Source organism: Pedococcus cremeus, from assembly GCF_900111375.1.
In the GTDB taxonomy this organism is placed as follows: domain Bacteria; phylum Actinomycetota; class Actinomycetes; order Actinomycetales; family Dermatophilaceae; genus Pedococcus_A; species Pedococcus_A cremeus.
Map to the genome: position 1 here is coordinate 101,980 of NZ_FOHB01000006.1, position 22,702 is coordinate 124,681.

The 22,702-nt window shown below is 72.1% G+C and carries 23 protein-coding genes; 7 read left to right on the forward strand and 16 right to left on the reverse strand.

Annotation, left to right across the window (positions count from 1 at the left end; all coding sequences use genetic code 11):
• Window positions 1–24: 24 nt before the first annotated feature.
• Together BMW78_RS12940 and BMW78_RS12945 are read right to left on the reverse strand one after the other, a co-directional pair.
• Window positions 25–297, reverse strand: coding sequence for a hypothetical protein (locus tag BMW78_RS12940; RefSeq protein WP_091760393.1), 273 nt, complete (start codon window positions 295–297; stop codon window positions 25–27).
• Window positions 298–304: 7 nt separating this feature from the next.
• Window positions 305–1,906: an ABC-F family ATP-binding cassette domain-containing protein gene (locus tag BMW78_RS12945; protein ID WP_091760396.1), complete on the reverse strand. Its 1,602-nt coding sequence runs from the start codon at window positions 1,904–1,906 to the stop codon at window positions 305–307.
• 156 nt (window positions 1,907–2,062) lie between these two features.
• Between BMW78_RS12945 and ypfJ the strand changes: the two genes are divergently transcribed.
• Window positions 2,063–2,971 (forward strand): KPN_02809 family neutral zinc metallopeptidase, encoded by a 909-nt coding sequence (gene ypfJ, locus BMW78_RS12950; RefSeq protein WP_091760399.1) that lies wholly within the window; start codon window positions 2,063–2,065, stop codon window positions 2,969–2,971.
• A gap of 4 nt (window positions 2,972–2,975) precedes the next feature.
• Here ypfJ and BMW78_RS12955 read toward each other — a convergent pair whose 3' ends face one another.
• The 12 genes from BMW78_RS12955 to BMW78_RS20850 form a co-directional block, all read right to left on the reverse strand.
• Window positions 2,976–3,554 (reverse strand): acVLRF1 family peptidyl-tRNA hydrolase, encoded by a 579-nt coding sequence (locus BMW78_RS12955; protein WP_091760403.1) that lies wholly within the window; start codon window positions 3,552–3,554, stop codon window positions 2,976–2,978.
• A gap of 50 nt (window positions 3,555–3,604) precedes the next feature.
• Window positions 3,605–3,934, reverse strand: coding sequence for a metal-sulfur cluster assembly factor (locus tag BMW78_RS12960; protein ID WP_091760406.1), 330 nt, complete (start codon window positions 3,932–3,934; stop codon window positions 3,605–3,607).
• Window positions 3,931–4,452, reverse strand: coding sequence for a Fe-S cluster assembly sulfur transfer protein SufU (sufU, locus tag BMW78_RS12965; protein WP_091760409.1), 522 nt, complete (start codon window positions 4,450–4,452; stop codon window positions 3,931–3,933). Before sufU ends, BMW78_RS12960 begins: the two co-directional genes overlap by 4 nt.
• Window positions 4,453–5,736 carry a SufS family cysteine desulfurase gene (locus BMW78_RS12970; RefSeq protein WP_091760411.1) on the reverse strand — a complete coding sequence of 428 codons (1,284 nt, stop codon included), beginning with the start codon at window positions 5,734–5,736 and terminating at the stop codon, window positions 4,453–4,455.
• Between the two features lie 53 nt (window positions 5,737–5,789).
• Window positions 5,790–6,548 (reverse strand): Fe-S cluster assembly ATPase SufC, encoded by a 759-nt coding sequence (gene sufC, locus BMW78_RS12975; RefSeq protein ID WP_091760414.1) that lies wholly within the window; start codon window positions 6,546–6,548, stop codon window positions 5,790–5,792.
• An 18-nt stretch (window positions 6,549–6,566) separates the two neighbouring features.
• Window positions 6,567–6,923: a non-heme iron oxygenase ferredoxin subunit gene (locus BMW78_RS12980; RefSeq protein ID WP_091760415.1), complete on the reverse strand. Its 357-nt coding sequence runs from the start codon at window positions 6,921–6,923 to the stop codon at window positions 6,567–6,569.
• Entirely contained in the window at window positions 6,920–8,146 is a 1,227-nt protein-coding gene (sufD, locus tag BMW78_RS12985; protein ID WP_091760418.1) for a Fe-S cluster assembly protein SufD, read from the reverse strand. The genes BMW78_RS12980 and sufD overlap by 4 nt, the downstream gene beginning before the upstream one ends.
• Window positions 8,146–9,564 carry a Fe-S cluster assembly protein SufB gene (sufB, locus tag BMW78_RS12990; protein WP_091760420.1) on the reverse strand — a complete coding sequence of 473 codons (1,419 nt, stop codon included), beginning with the start codon at window positions 9,562–9,564 and terminating at the stop codon, window positions 8,146–8,148. The genes sufD and sufB overlap by 1 nt, the downstream gene beginning before the upstream one ends.
• Window positions 9,561–10,394 (reverse strand): helix-turn-helix transcriptional regulator, encoded by an 834-nt coding sequence (locus BMW78_RS12995; RefSeq protein WP_245735838.1) that lies wholly within the window; start codon window positions 10,392–10,394, stop codon window positions 9,561–9,563. Before BMW78_RS12995 ends, sufB begins: the two co-directional genes overlap by 4 nt.
• Before the next feature lie 117 nt (window positions 10,395–10,511).
• Window positions 10,512–13,448 (reverse strand): helix-turn-helix transcriptional regulator, encoded by a 2,937-nt coding sequence (locus BMW78_RS13000; protein WP_177180381.1) that lies wholly within the window; start codon window positions 13,446–13,448, stop codon window positions 10,512–10,514.
• A gap of 90 nt (window positions 13,449–13,538) precedes the next feature.
• Window positions 13,539–13,703 carry a hypothetical protein gene (locus BMW78_RS20845; RefSeq protein ID WP_177180382.1) on the reverse strand — a complete coding sequence of 55 codons (165 nt, stop codon included), beginning with the start codon at window positions 13,701–13,703 and terminating at the stop codon, window positions 13,539–13,541.
• 194 nt (window positions 13,704–13,897) lie between these two features.
• Window positions 13,898–14,065 (reverse strand): hypothetical protein, encoded by a 168-nt coding sequence (locus tag BMW78_RS20850; RefSeq protein ID WP_177180383.1) that lies wholly within the window; start codon window positions 14,063–14,065, stop codon window positions 13,898–13,900.
• A 177-nt stretch (window positions 14,066–14,242) separates the two neighbouring features.
• Between BMW78_RS20850 and BMW78_RS13010 the strand changes: the two genes are divergently transcribed.
• Complete coding sequence (locus BMW78_RS13010) at window positions 14,243–14,953, forward strand: ABC transporter ATP-binding protein (protein WP_091760429.1); 711 nt, start codon at window positions 14,243–14,245, stop codon at window positions 14,951–14,953.
• Window positions 14,950–15,729, forward strand: coding sequence for an ABC transporter permease (locus BMW78_RS13015; protein WP_281247086.1), 780 nt, complete (start codon window positions 14,950–14,952; stop codon window positions 15,727–15,729). Before BMW78_RS13010 ends, BMW78_RS13015 begins: the two co-directional genes overlap by 4 nt.
• On the opposite strand, the gene BMW78_RS13020 is transcribed toward BMW78_RS13015, so the two are convergent.
• Entirely contained in the window at window positions 15,639–16,166 is a 528-nt protein-coding gene (locus BMW78_RS13020) for a DUF3995 domain-containing protein (protein WP_177180384.1), read from the reverse strand. The two genes, BMW78_RS13015 and BMW78_RS13020, sit on opposite strands and share 91 nt — an antisense overlap.
• A gap of 133 nt (window positions 16,167–16,299) precedes the next feature.
• Between BMW78_RS13020 and BMW78_RS13025 the strand changes: the two genes are divergently transcribed.
• From BMW78_RS13025 to BMW78_RS13035, 3 genes are all read left to right on the forward strand, one after another.
• The gene (locus BMW78_RS13025) at window positions 16,300–17,226 is read left to right on the forward strand and encodes a COX15/CtaA family protein (protein ID WP_245735839.1); all 927 of its coding nucleotides are present in this window, start codon (window positions 16,300–16,302) and stop codon (window positions 17,224–17,226) included.
• Window positions 17,227–17,461: 235 nt separating this feature from the next.
• Complete coding sequence (locus BMW78_RS13030) at window positions 17,462–18,061, forward strand: ArsR/SmtB family transcription factor (protein ID WP_091760433.1); 600 nt, start codon at window positions 17,462–17,464, stop codon at window positions 18,059–18,061.
• Window positions 18,058–19,353: an MFS transporter gene (locus BMW78_RS13035; protein WP_091760435.1), complete on the forward strand. Its 1,296-nt coding sequence runs from the start codon at window positions 18,058–18,060 to the stop codon at window positions 19,351–19,353. Before BMW78_RS13030 ends, BMW78_RS13035 begins: the two co-directional genes overlap by 4 nt.
• Here the strand turns inward: BMW78_RS13035 and BMW78_RS13040 are convergent.
• Window positions 19,346–20,302, reverse strand: coding sequence for a heme o synthase (locus tag BMW78_RS13040; RefSeq protein ID WP_091760438.1), 957 nt, complete (start codon window positions 20,300–20,302; stop codon window positions 19,346–19,348). The genes BMW78_RS13035 and BMW78_RS13040 overlap by 8 nt on opposite strands.
• Window positions 20,303–20,539: 237 nt before the next feature.
• Between BMW78_RS13040 and tkt the strand changes: the two genes are divergently transcribed.
• Window positions 20,540–22,702, forward strand: a complete 2,163-nt coding sequence (gene tkt / locus BMW78_RS13045; protein WP_091760441.1) for a transketolase — start codon at window positions 20,540–20,542, stop codon at window positions 22,700–22,702.

Here is a 22,702-nt window from a genome sequence, read left to right on the forward strand (position 1 = left end):
CGACGCTCAACGGCGCCGTTGCACTCATCGCGAGCCGCCCTGGATCGCTCGGTCGTGCTGTCGGCTCAGCAGGTCCTTCACGTGCCACGGCAGGGCCACCAGCGCCACGAGCGCGGGGGCCGCGCCGAATGCCAGACCCATCTGCCACGGGTCGAGCACCAGCATGACTGCGCCGACGACGACCAGCACGAAGGCCGAGGACGCGACCCGTGCCCACATCGGGCGCCAGTACCCGAGGGCGAGCCAGAGCAGCACGAGCTCTGCCGGCAGCACCACGAGGTAGAGGAAGCCGGCCATGATCGGGTCAGGCGAGGGCGATGAGGTCGCGGTAGTCCTGGCCCCACAGGTCCTCGACGCCGTCGGGCAGCAGCAGGATGCGCTCCGGCTCCAGCGCGTCGACGGCGCCCTCGTCGTGCGTGACGAGGACGACGGCACCCTTGTAGGTCCGCAGTGCGCCGAGGATCTCCGCACGCGACGCCGGGTCGAGGTTGTTGGTCGGCTCGTCGAGCAGCAGCACGTTCGCCGACGACACCACGAGCATCGCCAGCGAGAGGCGCGTCTTCTCGCCGCCGGACAGCACCCCGGCGGACTTCTCGACGTCGTCGCCGCTGAACAGGAACGAGCCGAGCACCTTGCGCACCTCGGTCTCGCCGAAGCTGTCGGGCGCGGCCGACTTCATGTTCTCGAGCACGCTCCGCGACACGTCGAGGTTCTCGTGCTCCTGGGCGTAGTAGCCCAGCCGCAGGCCGTGACCCGGCTCCACCTGGCCGGTGTCCGGCTCGTCGACGCCGGCGAGCATCCGCAGCAGGGTGGTCTTGCCTGCACCGTTGAGCCCGAGCACCACCACGCGTGAGCCCCGGTCGATGGCCAGGTCGACGTCGGTGAAGACCTCCTGCGAGCCGTAGCTGCGCGACAGGCCACTGGCCCGCAGCGGGGTCTTCCCGCAGGGCGCAGGCTCCGGGAACCGCAGCTTGGCGACCTTGTCCTGCACCCGCTCGCCCTCGACCCCGGCCAGCATCCTCTCCGCGCGGCGCATCATGTTCTGGGCAGCGACGGCCTTGGTGGCCTTCGCCCGCATCTTCTCGGCCTGCTCCATGAGGGCTGCGGCCTTCTTCTGCGCGTTGGCCAGCTCCCGCTTGCGGCGCCGCTCGTCGGTCTCCCGCTGGAGCAGGTAGGCCTTCCAGCCGACGTTGTACTGGTCGAGCTCGCCACGGTTGGCGTCGAGGTGGAACACCCGGTTCACCACGGCCTCGAGCAGCTCCACGTCGTGGCTGATGACGACGAGCCCACCCTTGTAGCCCTTGAGGTAGTCACGAAGCCAGGCGATGGAGTCGGCGTCGAGGTGGTTGGTCGGCTCGTCGAGGAGCAGCGTCTCGGCACCGGAGAACAGGATCCGTGACAGCTCGACACGGCGACGCTGCCCGCCGGACAGCGTCGACAGCGGCTGCCCGAGCACCCGCTCGTCGAGACCGAGCGCGGAGGCGATCGACGCAGCCTCGGACTCCGCGGCATACCCACCGAGGGTGGTGAACTCGCCCTCGAGCCGGGAGTAGCGGCGCATCGCCTTCTCGCGGGTCTCGTCGTCGGCGTCGGCCATCGCCTTCTCGGCCGCCCGCATGTCGGTGATGATGCGGTCGAGGCCCCGGGCCGAGAGGACCCGGTCGCGGGCGAGCACGTGCAGGTCACCGGTGCGCGGGTCCTGCGGGAGGTAGCCCACCTGCCCCGACGTGGTCACGCTGCCGGCGGCGGGCTGGCCCTGGCCGGCCAGGACCTTGGTCAGGGTGGTCTTGCCGGCGCCGTTGCGACCCACCAACCCCACACGGTCCCCGGCGGCGATGCGGAAGGTGGCATGGTCGAGCAGCAGGCGCGAACCCGCGCGCAGCTCGATCCCGCTGGCGGCGATCACTACGAAACTCCAGACGTCGACTCGGGTGCCACACTGCCCGCGGACGGGCGGCAGGCGCTCGCATCAGTTGCGGTTGCGCCGCTGAGGGGCTGAGATTCCTAGTCTACGAGAGTTCACGGGCCGAGCCCGCCACGCCCATGCTCCACGGAGGTCCGATTGAGCTTCAACGACAACGTCCAGCTCGACACCGGTCAGGTGTCCGGCGGCGGCGGTGGTGGTGGCCGCGGAGGCATGGTCATCGGTGGCGGCCTCGGCGGCATCATCCTGCTGATCGTCGCCCTCATCTTCGGCATCAACCCCTCGGACCTGCCCGGCACCGGCACCGACACCGCCAACAGCCAGGTCGAGAGCGGCGGCTCGGTGGACAACAGCGCGATCGCGCAGTGCAAGACCGGCGCCGACGCCAACCGCAGCGACACCTGCCGGATCGTCGGCACGGTCAACTCCGTGCAGGCCTACTGGGGTGACGAGCTCAAGCGGTACGGCAAGGACTACACGCCCGCGAAGACCGTCATCTACCAGGGCTCGGAGCAGTCGGCGTGCGGCACCGCCTCCAACCAGGTCGGCCCGTTCTACTGCCCGCTGGACCAGAAGGTCTACATCGACGCCAGCTTCTTCTCGATCCTCACCCAGCAGTTCGGCTCCGATGCCGGTGCCCTGGCGCAGGAGTACGTCGTGGCCCACGAGTACGGCCACCACATCCAGGACCTCCTGGGCCTGCTCGACCGCGCCCAGCAGGACCCCCAGGGCGCCGAGAGCGGCAGCGTCAGGACCGAGCTGATGGCCGACTGCCTCGCCGGGGTCTGGGCCAACCACGCCGCGAACACCAAGGACGCCAACGGCACGACGTACCTCAAGCCGCTCACCGAGTCGGACATCAAGTCCGCGCTCTCGGCCGCGTCCGCCGTGGGCGACGACCGGATCCAGCAGAAGACGCAGGGCCGGGTCAACCCCGAGTCGTGGACCCACGGCTCGGCCGCGGAGCGGCAGAAGTGGTTCCTCACCGGTTACCAGAAGGGCGACCTCAACGCCTGCGACACCTTCGCGGCGACCTCGCTCGGCTGAGGTCCTAGCCGGACGTGTCGGGCTCGTCGAGGTCGACCCACACCGCGCGGCCCCGCCGCACGGCCTCCTGCAGCACCGCGAGCCTGGGGTCGGGCACGTCGTAGAGCTCACGCCGAGGCAGGTCGACGAGGTGGCCGAGCCGCGGGTCGGCGAGCACGTCACGCACGAGGGCCCGGTCTCCCCCGACCACCATCCCCCGCAGTCCTGCGCCGGCGGGCAGCAGGCGCAGGACGTGGTCGGAGACCGCCCGGACCAGCTCGTCGGCCTGGTTGCCCCGTCTCCGGGCGAACCGCTGCTGCGACCAGCCCCCGGCGGCGGTGCGCGACTGCACGTACCTCGTGCCGCACTTGTGGGCGGTGAGCCGGCCGTCCCTGGCCAGCCCGACGGCATACCCGCCCCTGCGCAGGAGCACCACGCCGAGCGGGTCGTGCGGGAAGGAGGTGCCCACCGCCACCGCGCCGTCGCCGCCCTCGGCACGCACGACGGCGCCCTCCTCGGTGAGGCGGGCGCCGTCGTGTCGCTCGGCGAAGCCGTCGAGCCAGCGGCCGATCCGCTCCGGCGCGATCTCCAGGCATCGGGTCACAGGCGTCGGGTCACGGGCGCAGGCTCGAAGGGCTCAGGAGCCGAACAGGCTCAGAGGTTGAAGCCCAGGGCGCGGAGCTGCTCGCGGCCGTCGTCGGTGATCTTGTCCGGGCCCCACGGCGGCATCCAGACCCAGTTCACCCGGTAGGACGCGACGAGACCCTGCAACGCCTGGTCGGTCTGGTCCTCGATGACGTCGGTGAGCGGGCAGGCGGCGCTGGTGAGCGTCATGTCGATGACGGCGTGGTTCTGTGCGTCGACGGTGATGCCGTAGACGAGCCCGAGGTCCACGACGTTGATCCCGAGCTCGGGGTCGACGACATCGCGCATGGCCTCCTCGACGTCTGCGACGTTCGCGGGCAGCTGCTGCGTGTCGGTCATGCTGTCTCTCCTTGGGTTGCGGGCGAGAGCGGAGTCTCGGGTGAGAGGTCGGTGGTGGGGTCGGTCGCGCCGGTGCTGTTATCGACACCTGAGCGGTTCAACGCGTCGGTGAAGGCCATCCATCCCAGTAGGGCGCACTTCACGCGGGCGGGGTACTTCGCGACTCCGGCGAACGCGACGCCGTCGCCGATCTGCTCCTCGTCACCGGGGTCGGTGCCTCTGGAGGTGAGCATCGAGCGCATCGCCTCGTGGGTGCGCAGCGCCTCGTCGACGGTGTGGCCGATGACCTCGTCGGCGAGCACCGACGTCGACGCCGTCGAGATCGAGCAGCCTAGGGTGTCGTACGAGACGTCGCGGACCACCGCGTCGCGGCCGGTCCCCTCGACGTGCACGCGCAGCGTCACCTCGTCACCGCAGGTGGGGTTCACGTGGTGCACCTCGGCGTCGTACGGCTCGCGGAGCCCGGCGTGGTGCGGGCGCTTGCTGTGCTCGAGGATGAGCTCCTGGTAGAGGTCCACTCAGACCGCCACCCCGAACACCGAGGGCACCCGGTCGAGGGCGCCGAGCAGCACTGCGACCTCATCCAGGGTGTTGTATGCCGCGAAGCTGGCGCGCGCGGTCGCCGTCACCCTGAAGCGGCGGTGCAGCGGCCAGGCGCAGTGGTGGCCGACCCGGACGGCGACGCCCTGGTCGTCGAGCACCTGGCCCACGTCGTGGGCGTGCACGCCGTCGACGACGAACGAGACGGCTCCGACGCGGTCGGTCGTGTCCGTGGGGCCGACGACGCGGATCCACGGGCGCTGGGCGAGGCCGTCGAGAAGCGCCTCGGTCAGCACGTGGTCGTGTGCCGCGACGCGGTCCATCCCCAGCTCCTCGAGGTACTCGACGGCGGCACCGAGCCCGACGGCCTGCATCACGTTGGGCGAGCCGGCCTCGAAACGCTGCGGCGGCGCGGCATACGTGCTGCCCTCCATCCGCACCGTCTCGATCATCGAGCCGCCGGTGATGAACGGCGGCATCTGCTCGAGCAGCTCGTAGCGGCCCCAGAGCACGCCGACGCCGGTCGGGCCGAACATCTTGTGCCCGGAGAACGCCGCGAGGTCGACACCGAGGTCGCCGACGTCGAGCGGCAGGTGCGGGGCGCTCTGGCAGGCGTCGAGCACGGTGAGCGCGCCGACCGCCTTCGCCGCCGCGGTGAGCTCGCGCACAGGGTTGACCGTGCCCAGCACGTTGGAGACGTGCGTGAACGCGAAGACCTTGGTGCGCTCGGTCAGCAGGCTGCCGAGGTCGGTGAGGTCGAGGCGCCCCTCGTCGGTCACGGGGACCCACCGCAGCGTCGCACCCGTGCGGCGGCACAGCTCCTGCCACGGCACCAGGTTGGCGTGGTGCTCCATCTCGGTGACGAGCACCTCGTCGCCCTCGCGCAGCCCGAGGCGCGGGTCCTTGGCCTGTCCGGCAACGGAGTTCGAGAACGCGTAGGCCACCAGGTTCAGCGACTCCGTGGCGTTCTTGGTGAAGACCACCTCGTCGTCCCGTCCGCCGGCGAAACCGGCGATGGCGGCACGAGCCGCCTCGTAGCGGTCGGTCGCCTCCTCCGAGAGCTGGTGCGCGCCCCGGTGCACGGCGGCGTTGACCTCCTCGGCGTAGGAGCGCTCGGCGTCGAGCGCCCGCGCCACCCGGTGCGAGGTCGCACCGGAGTCGAGGTAGACCAGCGGCTTCCCGTCACGCACGGTGCGCGACAGGATCGGGAAGTCGGCCCTGATGCGGGCCGACTCCCCCGCGCTGAACGGCGCTGCGGTCATCGTGACGGTCTCCGTGTTCCCTGCCGTTGGTGCTGGTGCCGGGTGTCGCCTGCTCAGGCGTTCGCCGCCAGGAAGCGGTCGTAGCCCTCGGCCTCGAGGCGGTCGGCCAGCTCGGAGCCACCCTCCTCGACGACGCGGCCCTCGACGAACACGTGCACGAAGTCGGGCTTGATGTAGCGCAGGATCCGCGTGTAGTGCGTGATCAGCAGGACACCCACGTCGGTGTTGTCCTTGGCCCGGTTCACGCCCTCGGAGACGATGCGCAGCGCGTCGACGTCGAGGCCGGAGTCGGTCTCGTCGAGCACGGCGATCTTCGGCTTCAGGAGCTCCATCTGCAGGATCTCGTGGCGCTTCTTCTCACCGCCGGAGAAGCCCTCGTTGACGTTGCGCTCGGCGAACGCCGGGTCCATGCGCAGGTTGCCCATGGCCTCCTTGACGTCCTTGACCCAGGTGCGCAGCTTGGGGGCCTCGCCCTCGACCGCGGTCTTGGCGGTGCGCAGGAAGTTGGAGACGGTCACGCCGGGGACCTCGACGGGGTACTGCATCGCGAGGAACAGGCCGGCGCGGGCGCGCTCGTCGACGCTCATCGCGAGGACGTCCTCGCCGTCGAGGGTGACGGTGCCGGCGGTGATCGTGTACTTCGGGTGGCCGGCGATCGAGTAGGCCAGCGTCGACTTGCCCGAGCCGTTCGGGCCCATGATCGCGTGGGTCTCGCCGGACTTCACGGTGAGGTCGACGCCGCGGAGGATCTCCTTGGTGCCGTTCTCCGTCTCGACGGTGACGTGCAGGTCGCGGATCTCAAGCGTGCTCATCAGGTATCTCTCTCGTTCTCAGGAGTTCAGGGGGGTCGTGCCGACGTAGACCTCGTCGTCCTCGACCCTCACCGGGTAGACGTTGACGGGGACGGTGGCGGGCGGGCCGGAGGGCTCACCGGTGCGGATGTCGAACCGGGAGCCGTGCAGCCAGCACTCGAGGGTGTGGTCGTCGAGCTCGCCCTCGGAGAGCGAGACGTTCGCGTGGCTGCAGGTGTCGTCGAGCGCGTACAGCTCGCCCTCCTTGGTCCGCACGATCGCCACGACCTGGCCGTAGATGTCGGCCGCGGCCGCCCCGAAGGCAGGCAGCTCGTCGACGCGGCAGACCCTCACGAAGTCGACACCGTCCTCGACCTTCTCGGCGGCGGCGCTCACGCGGCGCCCTCGCTGTCGTCGGCCTCCTGCGCAACCGCAGCGCCCTCCACGCCCTCGAGCTCGACGTCGATGGCCGCCATGAGGTGCTCCTGCACCTCGGGCACACCGATGCGGCCGATGATGCTGGCGAAGAAGCCACGCACGACCAAGCGGCGGGCGGCAGCCTCGTCGATGCCGCGCGACTGCAGGTAGAACAGCTGCTCGTCGTCGAAGCGGCCGGTCGCCGAGGCGTGGCCGGCACCGATGATCTCGCCGGTCTCGATCTCGAGGTTGGGCACCGAGTCGGCGCGGGCACCCTCGGTGAGGACCAGGTTGCGGTTGAGCTCGTAGGTGTCGGTGCCCTCGGCCGCCGCGCGGATCAGGACGTCGCCGACCCAGACGGTGTGGGCGGTGTCGCCCTGCAGGGCGCCCTTGTACTCGACGTTGGAGGTGCAGTGCGGCGCCTCGTGGTCGACGAACAGGCGGTGCTCCTGGTGCTGGCCGGCGTCGGCGAAGTAGACCCCGAGGCCCTCGAACGAGCCACCCGGGCCGGCGTAGCGGGCGTTGGTCGACACCCGCACGATCTCGCCGCCGAGGGTGACCACGACGTGCTTGAGGTGGGCGTCACGACCGATCAGCGCGTCGTGCTGCGCGACGTGGATCGCGTCGTCGTCCCACTCCTGCACGCTGACGACGGTCAGGTCCGCGCCGTCGCCGACGCGCACCTCGACACCGGCGTTGTGCTGTGCGGAGCCCGAGTGCTGGAGCACGACGGTGGCGCGGCTGTGCCGGCCGGCCTCGATGACCGTGTGGCCGTTGCCCCGGCCCGCACCGGTGCCGGTGAGCCGCACGAGGACCGGGGCGTCGAGCTCGGCCTCCTTGGCGATCCCGACGTACAGGGCACGCTCGGTGCCCGCCCATGCGGTGACCGCGGCGCGGTCGGCCGGGCGGTAGGCGCTGCCCACGCGCTCGTCGTCCATCGGCAGGCTGAGCAGCTCGACGCCCTCGGGCGCCTCGGACTCCACCGTGACCGCGCGCTCGGCGCTGCCCTCCTCGGCGAACAGGCCGGAGAGCCGGTCCACGGGGGTGAAACGCCAGTCCTCCTCACGGCCACCGGGAACCGGGAAGTCCGCCACGGCATACGAGGTCTTGCGCTCGGCACGGGACTGGTCGGGGACCATCGTCTCCGCGGAGTGCGTGTGCGCTCCCTCGGTGGGGCGGGGCTTGTCTGCCAGAAGGCTCATCAGCCGACGGCTCCTTCCATCTGCAGCTCGATCAGGCGGTTCAGCTCGAGGGCGTACTCCATGGGCAGCTCGCGCGCGATGGGCTCGACGAAGCCGCGCACGATCATCGCCATGGCCTCCTCCTCGGTGAGGCCGCGGGACATCAGGTAGAACAGCTGGTCCTCGGACACCTTCGAGACGGTCGCCTCGTGGCCCATCTTCACGTCGTCCTCGCGGATGTCGACGTACGGGTAGGTGTCGGAGCGGCTGATGTTGTCGACCAGCAGCGCGTCACAGACCACCGAGCTCTTCGAGCCGTGCGCGCCCTCCATGATCTGGACCAGGCCGCGGTAGGAGGTGCGGCCACCGCCACGGGCCACCGACTTCGACACGATCGTCGAGGAGGTGTTGGGGGCGGCGTGGACCATCTTGGAGCCGGCGTCCTGGTGCTGGCCCTCGCCGGCGAACGCGATCGACAGGGTCTCGCCCTTCGCGTGCTCGCCGAGCAGGAACACGGCCGGGTACTTCATGGTGACCTTGGAGCCGATGTTGCCGTCGATCCACTCCATGGTGGCGCCCTCGGCGGCGGTGGCCCGCTTGGTGACCAGGTTGTACACGTTGTTCGACCAGTTCTGGATGGTCGTGTAGCGGACCCGGGCGTTCTTCTTCACGACGATCTCGACGACCGCGGAGTGCAGCGAGTCGGACTTGTAGATCGGCGCGGTGCAGCCCTCGACGTAGTGCACGTAGGAGCCCTCGTCGGCGATGATCAGCGTCCGCTCGAACTGACCCATGTTCTCGGTGTTGATCCGGAAGTAGGCCTGCAGCGGGATGTCGACGTGCACGCCCGGCGGGACGTAGATGAACGAGCCGCCCGACCACACGGCGGTGTTCAGCGAGGCGAACTTGTTGTCACCGGCCGGGATGACGCTGGCGAAGTACTCGCGGAACAGGTCCTCGTGCTCGCGCAGGCCGGTGTCGGTGTCGACGAAGATGACGCCCTTCTCCTCCAGGTCCTCGCGGATCTGGTGGTAGACGACCTCCGACTCGTACTGGGCCGCGACGCCCGCGATGAGGCGCTGCTTCTCCGCCTCCGGGATGCCGAGCCGGTCGTAGGTGTTCTTGATGTCCTCGGGCAGCTCGTCCCAGGTGGTCGCCTGCTTCTCGGTGGACTTCACGAAGTACTTGATGTTCTGGAAGTCGATGCCCGACAGGTCCGAGCCCCAGCTCGGCATCGGCTTCTTGCCGAACAGCCGCAGCGACTTCAGGCGGAGGTTGAGCATCCACTCCGGCTCGCCCTTCCGGCCGGAGATGTCGCGAACGACGTCCTCGTTGAGGCCACGCCGAGCGGAGGAGCCAGCGGTGTCGCTGTCAGCCCAGCCGTACTCGTAGCGACCGAGGTCCTTCAGACCTGGGTTCAGCTCTTCGATGGTGCTCATCGCGTGGACCCTTTCGTGGTTTCTGCGGTGTGGGTGGTCGTTCTGGCCGGGCGGGTGCCCCGTGCCATGGTCGTGCGGGTCGTGGCCGTGCGCGTGCTGGCCGGTGCCGGCCCGGCGGCGCGCACGGTCGGCGTGGGGACGAAGGTGGTGCAGACGTGGTCGCCGTGCGCGAGCGTCGCCAGCCGCTGGACGTGCACGCCCAGCAGGCGCGAGAACGCATCTGTTTCAGCGTCACAGAACTGGGGAAATTCCCGCGCCACGTGCTGCACGGGGCAGTGCCCCTGGCACAGCTGTATGCCGGTCAGGGCGCCGGGGCTGCCGGCATCCCCCACGGGGCGGGCCGAGGCCGCGAAGCCGTCACGCGTCAGGGCCTTCACCAGGGCTGCCGTACGAGCCTGCCGGTCCGAGCCCGCCTCGGCGAGCTCGGCGGCATACCGCTCCTCGAGCTCGGCGACGCGCTGCTGGGCGAACCGGGTCACGGCCTCCTCCCCCGCCGCGTCGGCGAGGAAGCGCAGGGCCTCGGTGGCCAGGTGGTCGTAGTCGGACTCGAGGGACTGGTGGCCGGCGTCGCTGACGACGTAGGCACGGGCCGGACGGCCCCGGCCACGGTTGCCCGCGGCGGCCTCGCGGCCGGTGATGAGGCCGAGCTCGACGAGGTTGTCGAGGTGGCGGCGGACGGCGGCGGCGGTCAGCCCGAGCTGGTCGGCGAGCACGCCGGCCGTGATGGGCCCGCGCTCGCTGATCGCCTGGAGCACCCGGTCGCGCGTGCGCGACTCCAGGGCCTGCGGCTGGGCCGCGGCGTCCTGGCGCTCGTCTCCGGCGATAAACACAACAGCGATGTTACGTAATTAACCCCGCGGGTGGAAAGGAAGGTCCACCTAACCCGGGCAAAGGGTGCTCCGGGGCTGGTAGCGCGCAGCAGGGGCGGCGGCCTCGGAGGCACGGGCTCAGTCGAGCAGACCGCGCTGGCGGGCCACCGCGACGGCCTCGCCCCGGCCGGTCGCGCCCAGCTTGGCCATGATGTTCGAGACGTGCACGCTGGCCGTCTTGGCGCTGATGAACAGCTGGGTGCCGATCTGCTTGTTGCTGCGCCCGAGGGCCACCAGGGAGAGGATCTCGCGCTCGCGGGGGGTGAGGTGCTCCCCCGGCCTGGTCGCAGCCTCACGGGCCCCCACCCGGCCGGCTCCGTGCCGCAGGAGCGGTCGCAGCTCGTCCAGCAGAGGCCGGGCGCCGAGCCGCGCAGCGACGTCGTGCGCCGCGGCAGCCTCATCGTCGGCGCGGCCGTCTCCGCCGGCGGACAGGACCGCGGCGAGGCGGGCCCGTGAGCGGGCCGTCTCGTAGGCGTGGCCGTAGGTCTCGAAGCGCGCCACGGCCTCGGTCCACGCCGTCACCAGCGCGTCCTGGCCCGGGTCGTCGCCGGTGAGCCAGCGCAGCCGCAGCAGCTCAGCCTCGACGCGCGCCGCCCAGGCTCGGGCCTCGGGGCCGTCGTTGCCGGACGCCGCCGACTCCTCCCACACCAGCCGGGCGACCTCGGCGAGCTGCCCACCGCGGACGAGCAGCTCCTGCCGCTCGGTGCCGGCGGCCGTGGCCGCGTGGCAGCCCAGCTGGCCGAGCAGGAGCGCGCTGAGGCGCAGCTGCGCCTGGAAGCGGGGGCGCCACACCCGGCTCAGCAGGGCCACGACCTCGTCGTGCACGGCCACGGCCGCGGGCAGGTCGCCGGCGCTGCCGTGCAGGTCGATGGCCGCGCTGGCGCTCAGCAGGCCGACCATGCTCTCGGTCTCCCACCAGCGGCGCACCTTGGCGACGACGTCGAGCGAGGTCGTGTCCCCACGACCGGCTGCGACGTACAGGAGCGCGGAGTCGAGCAGGGCCCGGGCCATCATCGGCGCCTCACCACCATCGGGGGCCAGGATCTCCCCGGCCAGCACCCAGTCACCGATCTCGTAGGCGACGATGCCGCCCAGCATGCGGCACTCCAGGGCGTAGGGCGCCCACTCACGGCCGGTGGCGCGCGCCTGGGCGGCACCCTGCTGGTAGACCTCGAGCGCCTGGGCGAGCCGCCCGGCTCGGTGGTGCAGTGACCCCAGGTGGTGCAGCGCCCGGGTCGCCGCGGGGGTCCCGCGCAGGGCCGGGTCGGCGAGGATGCGCTCCAGCGCCTGCTGCGACTCCTGCGGGTTGCCGGTGCGCTCGCGCACCTTGGCCAGCACCACCCGCACCTCGTCGGCGACGTCGCGCAGGTCGGCCTGCTCCGCCAGGGCGATCGCCTCGTCGCCCGCACGCTGGGCCTCGACGTCACGGCCACGGTCGGCCAGCACCTGCGTGTGCGCGGCCAACAGGGTGGCCCGCAGCGCCGTCGGGTCGTCCGGACGCAGGAGTCCCAGCGCCTCCTTGGTGACGGCCAGGGTGTCGAGGGGGCTGTCGGTGAGCCGCGCGGTGGTGGCCACCACGCCGAGCAGCTCCGCACGGGCGGTGTCGCCCATCCCCTCCGGACGGCGAGCCACCCGGTCCTGCAGCAGCTCGAGCGCCTTGTAGGCCCGCCCGGTGCTGGTGGCGGCACCGGCGGCCCGGATGGTCACGGCGTCGGCGGAGGGGTGGTCGTCCGGCAGCAGGGCCAGGGCCTGCTTGAAGTGGCGCCACGCCTCCTCCGGGCCGCCGACCGACATCGCCGCGTCTCCGGCCCGGACGCTCGCGTCGAGGGCCCGCTCGCGGTCGCCGGCGGCGAGGGCGTGCCGCGCCAGGTCCGCCCAGGTGCCCAGCGACGGGTCGTCGGCCAGCGCCGCGGCATACCGCTCGTGGGCGCGCACGCGCTCGCCCGGCAGCAGGTCGTCGTAGACGGTCTCGGCGAGCAGGGCGTGCCGGAAGGCGTAGCCGCCGGTGTCGGTCGGGACGAGGACGTGGTGCTCGACCGCGTCGCGGACCGCGAGGTCGAGCTCGGTGTCGGGGAGCCCGACGACGCAGGCGAGCATGCGGTGGGAGACCTGCCTCCCGGCGGCCGCCGCCATCCGCACCACCTGCTGGCCGGTCGGCCCGAGCTGTTCGAAGCGCACCAGCAGCAGGCGGGAGAGGTCCTCGGTGGAGCCCGGGTGCCCGAGCGCGCTGGCGGCGGCGAGCTCCTCGGCGAAGAAGGCGTTGCCCTCGGCGCGGTCGACGACCGCCTGGACCTCCGACTCCCCCAGCGCAGTGCCGCCCAGCCCGCGGACGAGCTCGCGGACGTGCCGGTCGGCCAGCGGCGCCAGGTCGACGCGCTGCACCGAGGCGAGCCGCGCCCAGTGCGCCAGCGTGGCGCGCAGCGGGTGGCGCCGGTGCAGGTCGTCGCTGCGGTAGGAGGCGACGAGGGAGACCGGGCCGTCGAAGCCGCGCGTGAAGATGAGGCTCAGCAGGTCGCGCGAGCTCTGGTCGGCCCAGTGCACGTCCTCGACCACCACGAGCACCGGTCCGTGCTGGGCGAGGTCCTCCAGCGCCGCGTGGACGGCCTCGACGAGGTCGGCCCGGTCGAGGGTGCCCGCGTCGTCGAGCCCGCCGCCGCGGCGCCGGCTCGGGAAGAGGCGTGCCAGGTGGGGGTGGGCCGCAACGACGGCATCGACCTGCTCGGGGGCCGTCGCCTCGAGCCGGCCGAGCATCTCGGTGAAGGGGAGGTAGGGAAGGGAGCTGCCGGCCTCGCCGAGGCAGTGGCCGACGAGCACGCGCCAGCCCTGGGCGGTGGCTCGGGCCGCGACCTCGCTGAGCAGGCGGGTCTTGCCGATGCCCGCGTCGCCGGAGAGGACGACCATGCCGGCGTGGGCCGGCGAGCCGTCGGGCACGTCGAGCCCGAGCAGGCGCGCGAGCCGCTCGCAGTCGTCGTCGCGACCCACGAAGAGGCCGCCAGCAGGGGCATCCAGTGGCACACCGCAGATTATGTCGGAGTGCTCTGACAGGAGTCCCTGCTGACGGCCGGGGGCGGGGAGTGTCGCGGTCATCGGACAGGCGCGGTGCCGTCAGGCGGGTCGCACCTGCGTGGAGTGGCGGTGCGGCAGCCTGACGTGCAGGCGCTCGGCCAACCGGTGGCCGTGGCGCCGACCGGCGGCGCGGCCGGTGCTGGTGGTGAACAGCTCGCGGCGGTAGGCGAGCTCGGCGTTGATGAACAGCGGGTCTCCGTACATGGAGTGCTCCTTGGCAGTGGTGGTGGTTGTGGTGGTGGTTGTGGTGGTGGTGCTGACCGGGGTGGTGACCGGTGGGCTCGTGGTCGAGCCTGCTCGCCTGAGGTGGCCGGCCACATGGGGCAGGTGCCTTATCTCCGGCTCCTGCGGTGCCTTATCTCCGGTCACTGCGATCTCCGGTCCCTGCGATGCCTTGGTCAGGCGGGGCGCAGCGTGCCGCTGGTGCGGCGCGGGCGGCTCGGCCGCCAGGTCGGCCACTGCAGGCGGCGGTGCCGCCGGTGCGGGCGGAGCGATGAGCCGGAGAGGCTCTCGCGCTTCCAGCTGAGCTCCGCGGCGACGGTCAGGGGGTGGGCGGTGAGGTTCATCGGGTGCTCCTTCGGTGATGCCTCAACACTGCGCGCCTGAGGTGGGGCGCCACATGGGGCAACTGCCCACACCTGGAACGCCGCAGGCACCTCAGGCGTGAGCCGGTTCGGGCAGGCACCAACGCCCCACCTCAGGCCGGCACCCGCCGCCTGAGGCGGCAGACCTAGACTCTCGGCGTGCCCGCAGCCGTCGTCGTGACCGACCTCCGCAAGCAGTTCGGGTCCGTCGTCGCCCTCGACGGGGTCACCTGGCAGGCCGAGCCGGGCCGGGTCACCGCCGTGCTCGGGCCCAACGGGGCCGGAAAGACCACGATGGTCGAGTGCTGTGAGGGCCTGCGCCGGCCCGACTCCGGCACCGTGCGCGTCCTCGGCACCGACCCGTGGCACGCGGGCGCCGACCACCGGGCCCGCGTCGGCGTGATGCTCCAGGACGGCGGGCTGCCCAACTCCGCACGCCCGCTCGCCCTGCTACACCACCTGGCCCAGATGTATGCCGCGCCCCGCGACGTCGACGGCCTCGCCTCCCAGCTCGGCATCGACCGCTTCGCCGGCACCGCGGTGCGCCGCCTCTCCGGCGGCCAGCGCCAGCGGGTCGCCCTCGCCGCGGCGCTGGTCGGGTCACCCGACGTCGTGTTCCTCGACGAGCCCAGCGCGGGCCTCGACCCGCACGCCCGCCTCGACGTCTGGGACCTCGTGCGCTCGGTCGCCGACGGCGGTGCCGCCGTGGTCCTGACGACGCACTCCTTCGAGGAGGCCGAGCGCATCGCCGACGAGATCGTCATCGTCGCCGACGGTCGCGTGGTGGCCCACGGGAGCCGCGAGGAGATCACGGCGGGCCGGTCCCTGGAGAACGTCTACTTCGAGCTCACCCGCAGGAGCCCACGGTGAACCAGGAGCCCTCGACCAACGCAGCGACGCCCGACCGCGCCGCCCCGCCGGCCCGGCGGGTGGTCGCCCAGGCCCGGTTCGAGGCGCTCACGATGCTGCGCAACGGCGAGCAGCTGCTGGTGGCCCTGGTGCTGCCCGCGATGGTGCTCGTCGGCCTCGTCACCACCTCGTTCGTCCCGCTGGGCGCGGGACGCCGGGTCGACGTCGTCGTGCCCGGCGTCCTGGCGCTGTGCGTCATCTCCTCCGGCTTCACCGGCGTGGCCATCGCCACCGGCTTCGACCGGCGCTACGGCGTCCTGCGCCTGCTCGGCACCAGTCCGCTCGGCCGGCTCGGCCTGCTCGCCGGCAAGGCGGCCGCGGTGCTCTCCGTGGTGGTCCTGCAGTACGTCGTGATCGGCGCGCTGGGGCTGGCCCTGGGCTGGGAGCCGCGCCTGGGCGGCATACCGGCGATGGTCGTCTCCACGCTGCTCGGCACGTGGGCCTTCGTGGCCCTCGCCCTGCTGCTGGGCGGCACCGTCCGCGCCGAGGGCGTGCTGGCGCTGGCCAACCTGCTCTGGGTGCTCCTGCTCGCCCTCGGCGGCGTCGTGGTGCCCACAGACCGCCTCCCCGACAGCCTCGAGCCACTGGTGGCCCTGCTGCCGTCCGCCGCCCTCGGCGACAGCCTGCGCGCGGCCCTCCTGCACGGTCAGGTGCTGCTCGGCGAGTGGCTCGTGATGGCGGCCTGGGGCATCGTCGCCACCGTGCTCGCCTCGCGGCTGTTCCGCTGGAGCGACTGAGCCCGGCGCACCGCACCGCGGAACCAGGTCACGGTGACCGCCAGGAGCAGCCCGCCCAGCAGCCAGTAGGGCTCGTAGAGCAGGCTCCAGCGCTCCTCCCCCACGACCTCACCGGAGACCAGCCACGGCACGGCCACGACGGCGAGGCCGGTGACGCCGTGGGCCAGCATCACCGCTGCGCCCACGGTGCCGGGCCAGAGCAGCCACCGGCGTCCGAGCAGCCGGCGCGGGTGCTGGTCCGGGCGCAGGAGCCAGGACAGGGCCGCACCGGCCAGGCACAGCGGGATCGCGACCAGGTCGACCACGAACATCGCCGGGCTGTCGAGCACCGAGACGCCGTCGGGCAGCAACGCCGTGCCACCGAAGCCCCAGTAGACGTGCACGGCCGCGAAGGCCGTCATCCACGTCGCCGTCATCCACCACGCGCGTCTCCCCATGAGCCCATTGAGCCGGTCGCGGATGCCCCGGCACATCGGGGACGTCCCCCATCCCACCCCGAGCCGCGCGATCCCCCGCCGGCCGGGTCGGGTCGGCGGCGGCGGCTCCGTGGTCGCTGCGTACCCTCGTGTCGTGACCGCAGCACCCCCCGCCACCGCGCCGTCGACGCGCGCCACCAGCACCCACCCCTGGCTCCCGCGCATCCTGCTCGCCAACCTCGTGCTCGAGGTGCTCATCGTGGTCACCGGCGGGCTGGTGCGCCTGACCGGCAGCGGCCTGGGCTGCCCGACGTGGCCCGAGTGCGTGCCCGGCAGCTACGTGCCGGTGCCCGAGCAGGCGCAGGGCATCCACAAGTACATCGAGTTCGGCAACCGCACCCTCACCGGCGCCGTCGGCTTCGCCGCCATCCTCGTCGTGTATGCCGTGTGGCGCTGGGCCGGGCGCCGCCGCGACCTCATGGTGCCCGCCTGGGTCGTCCTCGGCGGCGTCGTCACGCAGGCGGTGCTGGGCGGCATCACGGTCCGCACCGGCCTCAACCCGGCCACCGTGTCGGCACACTTCCTGGTGTCCATGGTGCTCGTGGCCGCCTCGGCCTTCATCGTCTTCCGTGCCCAGGAGCCGCCCGGCCCACGGCCACTGTCGGTGCACCCCCTGGTGGAGCGGCTCGCTGGCGTGGCCTGTGCGGTCGCCGCCGTCGTCCTGCTCCTCGGCACCGTGGTGACCGGCTCGGGTCCGCACTCCGGTGACGCCGACGAGCCGGCCCGGTTCGGGTTCGACCCGCGCACCATCTCGTGGCTGCACGCCGACGCGGTGATGCTCTTCATCGGCTTGGTCGTCGCCGTCTGGGTCGCGGCCCGGCTGTCGACCCGCTCACGCCGGGCGTCCGACGCCTGGCGGACGGTGCTCCTGGTGACCCTGGCGCAGGGCGTCGTCGGCTACGTGCAGTACCTGACCGGCCTGCCCGAGGTGCTGGTCCTCGTGCACATGCTGCTCGCCTCGCTGCTCGTCGTCGCCCTCACCGCTGGTGTGGTGCGCCTGCGGACCACCCTGCCGGGCTGAGCCGTGCCGAAGGACTGGTCGTTCCGGACGCGGCTGAAGGTTGCCGCGGTGGTCGCCCTGCTGGGCCTGCTCGTGTGGGCCGACGCCCGGTGGGCCGGCCCGGCCGAGTGCACCTCGACGGGGCCCAGCGCAGCGTCCTCGCCCTGCCCCACAGGACCGCCCTCCTCCACGCGGTAGCCGGGATATTGCACAAGACCTCTTGTGCAATGGTTCTTGTGCGGTCTATCGTCGCCGCATGCCCACGAGCCCTCGACCAGCACCCCGCCGACCTGACGGCGTCCGCACGCTCACCGAGGCCAGGGCCCTCTCGGCGCTGGCCAACCCGTTCCGCGCCCGGATGGTCGATGCGCTCAAGGTCGACGGACCCTCCACCGCCTCCGGCCTGGCCGCCCGCACCGGCCAGGCCGTCGGCAGCGCGAGCCACCACCTCAAGGTGCTCGCCGACGCCGGGCTGGTCGTCGAGGTGCCCGAGCTGGCCAGGGACCGCCGCGAGCGGTGGTGGCGCCTGGCCGACCGCGGCACGCGGTGGTCACGCGCCGAGTTCGCCGACGACGAGGCCGCGGTGACGGCCGCACACGCCGCTGAGGCCCTCGCCTTCCAGCGGCAGGTGGCCCGCACGCAGGAGTGGCTGGCCAACGCCGAGTCGGACCCCGACTGGGACGACGCCGCCTTCGCCACCCAACAGTGGCTGCGGCTGACCCCGGCGGAGCTGAGCGAGGTCGCCGAGGAGGTCGTCGCCGTGCTGATGCGGTGGTCGGACCGGCCGGTGCCGGACGACGGCCAGGAGCGCGAGCCGGTGGTCGTCTTCGCGCGAGGGTTCCCGGCCCAGCCATGACCCGGGCACCCGCACCGGTTGCCGCAGACCTTCCACTGCACTGCAACCGGGACTTCAGCCTGCTCTGGCTCGGCGAAGGCGTCAGCGTCCTGGGCAACGCGACCACCTCCGTGCTGCTGCCCCTGCTCGCCGTCGTGGGCTTCGACGCCGGACCCGAGTGGATGGGCCTCATCACGGCGGCCGCGTGGGCACCCTGGCTGCTCATCGGCCTCCCGGCGGGCGCGTGGGTCGACCGGCTGCCGGCGCGGCGCGTCATGGTGGCCAGCGACCTCCTCGCGGCGGCGAGCCTGGCAAGCGTGCCGGTGGCGTGGGCCCTCGACGTGCTCACCCTCCCCCACCTCGTCGCAGCCGCGTTCGCGAACGGCGTCTGCACCGTCTTCTTCCGGGCGGCATACCCCTTGCTCGTGAGGCAGGTGGCCCCACGCCACCAGCAGGAGACGGCCTTCGCCAGACTCTTCGGCACCGAGTCGGCGATGCAGGTGGCCGGTCCCGGCGCCGGGGGCGTGCTGGCCCAGGCCCTCTCGGCGGCGTGGGGGCTGGCCGCCGACGCGCTCAGCTTCCTCGTCTCCGCGACCTGCCTGCTGCTGCTGCGCCTCGACGGCCCCGGCCGCGAGGTGCGCTCGCAGACAGGTGAGGACCCCGTCCTGCTGCGCATCCGGATCCGCGAGGGTATCGACTACCTCCGGCAGGACCGGCTGCTCCGCTTCTTCACCATCGTGGGTGGCGTCAGCAACTTCGGGCTCACCGGCTACGGCGCGCTCCTGGTCCTCTTCCTCGTCCGCGACGTGCGCCTCGACGAGGCCCGGGTCGGCATCGTGATGGCGGTGGGTGCCGCCGGTGGCGTGGTCGGCGCGTCCCTCGCCACCCGACTGTCCCAGCGGCTGGGGTCGGCCCGGGCCCTGCTGTCGCTGCAGCTGCTCGCCGGGCCACCGGCGCTGCTCGTGCCACTCGGCGGGCCAGGGGCCGGGCTCGTCGCGATGGTCGCCGGCATGGTGCTGGTCGGCATCGGCGTCGTCGCCGGCAACGTCGTGCGTGGCGCCTGGCGCAACCGCTACGTGCCGGTCGAGATGGTCGCCCGCCAGGTCACCACCGCGCAGGTCGTCAACCTGGGAACCATGCCGGTGGCAGCGCTCGCCGCCGGCTGGCTGGGGTCGGCCATCGGCCTCCGCCAGACCATCGCCCTCATGGCCGCGGTGCACACCGCCGCGTGCCTGTCGATGTGGCGGAGCCCGCTGCGCGGCCTGCGCGACATGCCCGAGCGGGCTGAGGACCTGGCGCGGGCGACTACGTGAGCGGCAGGTGCAGCAGCGGGTCGACCGCGACACCGAGGAAGAGGATCGCGACGTAGCTGATCGAGAAGTGGAACAGGCGCATCGGGCGCAGCACCTTCGGCCCCTCCCCCGCCTTCGCGGCGCGCTGCAGGCGGTGGGCCTCGGCGATGAACAGAGCGCCGGTCACGACTGCGGTGACGAGGTAGAGCCAGCCCATCGAGGCCACCGGCACCAGGGCGAGAGAGGTCAGCACCATCGCCCACGAGTAGACGACGATCTGCTTGGCCACCACGGTGAAGCGCTCCACCACCGGCAGCATGGGCACGTGGGCCGCGGCGTAGTCGTCCTTGAACCGCATGGACAGGGGCCAGTAGTGCGGCGGCGTCCAGAAGAAGATGACGAGGAACAGGATGACCGCAGGCCAGCCGACCGTGCCGGTGACGGCGGACCAGCCGATGAGCACCGGCATGCAGCCCGCAGCCCCGCCCCAGACGATGTTCTGCGCGGTGCGGCGCTTGAGGATCATCGTGTAGCCCACGGCATACATGACGATCGCGCCGAGCGAGAGCGCGGCCGAGATCAGGTTGACCTGCCAGACGAACCACAGCGTCGACACGGCGGTCAGCACGGCACCGAAAATGAGCCCGTTGCGCGGCGTGACCTCACCGGTGACCATCGGGCGGTTGCTGGTGCGGTGCATCTCCGCGTCGATGTCACGGTCGTAGACGCAGTTGAAGGTGTTCGCCGCGCCGGCGCTGAGGGAGCCGCCGACCAGGGTGGCCACGATGAGCCAGAGCGACGGTATGCCGCGCTGGGCCAGGAACATGACCGGCACCGTGGTGACGAGCAGGAGCTCGATGATCCGCGGCTTGGTCAGTGCGACGTACGCGCCGACGGTGCGCTTCCAGCCCCGCCCGGCACCAGTGGCCGGGGACGCGGAGATCCGGGCAGACGGATCGAGAGCGGTCACAGCGTCCTTTGCGGGTGGTGCGGGGTCCGGGGAACCGGGCCAGTCTAGCCCGCGCCCACCCGGGCCAAGGGACACCCGTCCCCCGGCCGGGCCCTTGTCCGCGCCCTCGGGCCGCGCCCCGCGCGAGCCGGGGCACGGACTAGTCCGGTCGGTGGTCCCTCCGTGCGACGCAGGTCACGCCCGGGACTAGGCTCAGGGGCTGTTGCCAGAGCCCCTTCTAGAAGGAGACCTGTACCCGTGTCCACCACACGCACCGCCAAGAGCGCGGCTGTCCGGGGGCGTGACGCCTCCCTCCCCAAGCCCGTCGCACGGAAGGCTGGATGGTCGGACGTCGACATCCGCGCCGTCGACACGGTGCGGGTCCTCGCCGCCGACGCGGTGCAGAAGGTCGGGAACGGCCACCCCGGCACCGCCATGAGCCTTGCCCCGGCTGCCTACCTGCTCTACCAGCAGGTGATGCGCCACGACCCGGCCGACCCGCACTGGCTCGGTCGCGACCGCTTCGTGCTCTCCTGCGGCCACTCCAGCCTCACGCAGTACATCCAGCTCTTCCTGGCCGGCTACGGCGTCGAGCTCGACGACCTCAAGGCCCTGCGCACCTGGGGCTCCATCACCCCGGGCCACCCCGAGGTCAACCACACCCCCGGTGTCGAGATCACCACCGGACCGCTCGGCTCCGGCCTCGCCTCGGCCGTCGGCATGGCGTTCGCCCAGCGCCGCCAGCGGGGCCTGCTCGACCCGGACGCCAAGCCCGGTGAGAGCCCGTTCGACCACCACATCTGGGTGATCGCCTCCGACGGTGACATGGAGGAGGGCGTCAGCCACGAGGCCTGCTCGCTCGCCGGCCACCAGGAGCTCGCCAACCTCACCGTCATCTACGACGCCAACCAGATCTCCATCGAGGACGACACCGACATCGCGTTCTCCGAGAACGTCGGCCAGCGCTTCGAGGCCTACGGCTGGGACGTCGTCGATGTCGACTGGCGCCAGGACGGCAACGGCGCGACCTACGTCGAGAACGTCGACGCCCTCTGGACCGCTCTCGAGCAGTCCAAGCGCTCCAAGCGCCCGACGCTCGTCGTGCTGCACACCATCATCGCGTGGCCGGCACCGACCAAGCAGGACACCGGGAAGTCGCACGGCTCCGCGTTGGGCGACGAGGAGGTCGCCGCCACCAAGGAGCTGCTCGGCTTCAACCCGAAGAAGACCTTCGAGGTCGACCGGGCCGTGCTGGCGCACACCCGCAAGGCCAAGGCGCGCGGCAAGGCCGAGCACAAGGCGTGGGACAAGACGTATGCCGCGTGGCGCCGGGGCAACCCCGAGCGCGCCGAGCTGCTCGACCGCCTTGTGGCCGGCGAGCTGCCGGCCGGCCTCGACAAGGCGCTGCCGGTCTTCCCCGCCGACTCCGAGAAGGGCCTGGCGACCCGCGCGGCGTCCGGCAAGGTGCTCGGCGCGATCGCCGGTGTCATGCCCGAGCTGTGGGGCGGCTCCGCCGACCTCGCCGAGTCGAACAACACCACGATGGAGGGCGAGGAGTCCTTCATCCCGACCGGCAAGCAGACCCGGGAGTGGAAGGGCGGCCCCTACGGCCGCACCCTGCACTTCGGGGTGCGCGAGCACGGCATGGGCATGATCCTCAACGGCATCGCGCTCGAAGGCCTGACCCGTCCCTACGGCGGCACCTTCCTCGTGTTCTCCGACTACATGCGTCCCGCGGTGCGCCTCGCGGCCATCCAGAAGCTGCCGGTCACCTACGTCTGGACGCACGACTCGATCGGCCTCGGCGAGGACGGCCCGACCCACCAGCCCATCGAGCAGCTCGCGGCACTGCGGGCCATCCCCGGCCTCGACGTCATCCGTCCCGCCGACGCGAACGAGACGGCTGCCGCCTGGGGCGCGGTGCTGCGGCACCGCGACCGGCCGGCCGCCCTGGCCCTGACCCGTCAGGCGGTGCCGGTCTACGACCGCAAGGAGTACGCCAAGGCGACCAACGTCACCAAGGGCGGCTACATCATGGCCGAGGCGTCGACCGGGACCCCCGACGTCATCCTCATCGCCACGGGCTCCGAGGTGCAGCTCGCGGTGGAGGCGCGGAAGACCTTGGAGAAGCAGGGTGTTGGAACCCGTGTGGTGTCCATGCCGTGCCGTGAGTGGTTCGACGAGCAGAGCGCGGCATACCGGGAGAAGGTCCTGCCCCGTGCCGTCCGTGCCCGCGTGAGCGTGGAGGCCGGCGTGCCGCAGGGCTGGCGCGAGGTGGTCGGAGACGCCGGTGAGGTCATCGGCATCGACCACTACGGCGCCTCCGCGGACTTCACCACGCTGTTCAAGGAGTTCGGCTTCACCACCCAGGCGGTGGTCGCGGCCGCCAAGAGGTCCATCAAGACCGCGAAGGGAAACTGA

Coding starts and splice junctions, on each gene's coding strand:
- BMW78_RS20850 (WP_177180383.1), bottom strand. CDS start 14,065: ATGAACCTCACCGCCCACCCCCTGACCGTCGCCGCGGAGCTCAGCTGG.
- sufD (WP_091760418.1), bottom strand. CDS start 8,146: ATGAGCCTTCTGGCAGACAAGCCCCGCCCCACCGAGGGAGCGCACACG.
- BMW78_RS20845 (WP_177180382.1), bottom strand. CDS start 13,703: ATGTACGGAGACCCGCTGTTCATCAACGCCGAGCTCGCCTACCGCCGC.
- BMW78_RS12960 (WP_091760406.1), bottom strand. CDS start 3,934: ATGACCGACACGCAGCAGCTGCCCGCGAACGTCGCAGACGTCGAGGAG.
- BMW78_RS13030 (WP_091760433.1), top strand. CDS start 17,462: ATGCCCACGAGCCCTCGACCAGCACCCCGCCGACCTGACGGCGTCCGC.
- sufB (WP_091760420.1), bottom strand. CDS start 9,564: ATGAGCACCATCGAAGAGCTGAACCCAGGTCTGAAGGACCTCGGTCGC.
- BMW78_RS13035 (WP_091760435.1), top strand. CDS start 18,058: ATGACCCGGGCACCCGCACCGGTTGCCGCAGACCTTCCACTGCACTGC.
- BMW78_RS13020 (WP_177180384.1), bottom strand. CDS start 16,166: ATGGGGAGACGCGCGTGGTGGATGACGGCGACGTGGATGACGGCCTTC.
- sufC (WP_091760414.1), bottom strand. CDS start 6,548: ATGAGCACGCTTGAGATCCGCGACCTGCACGTCACCGTCGAGACGGAG.
- BMW78_RS12940 (WP_091760393.1), bottom strand. CDS start 297: ATGGCCGGCTTCCTCTACCTCGTGGTGCTGCCGGCAGAGCTCGTGCTG.
- BMW78_RS12970 (WP_091760411.1), bottom strand. CDS start 5,736: ATGACCGCAGCGCCGTTCAGCGCGGGGGAGTCGGCCCGCATCAGGGCC.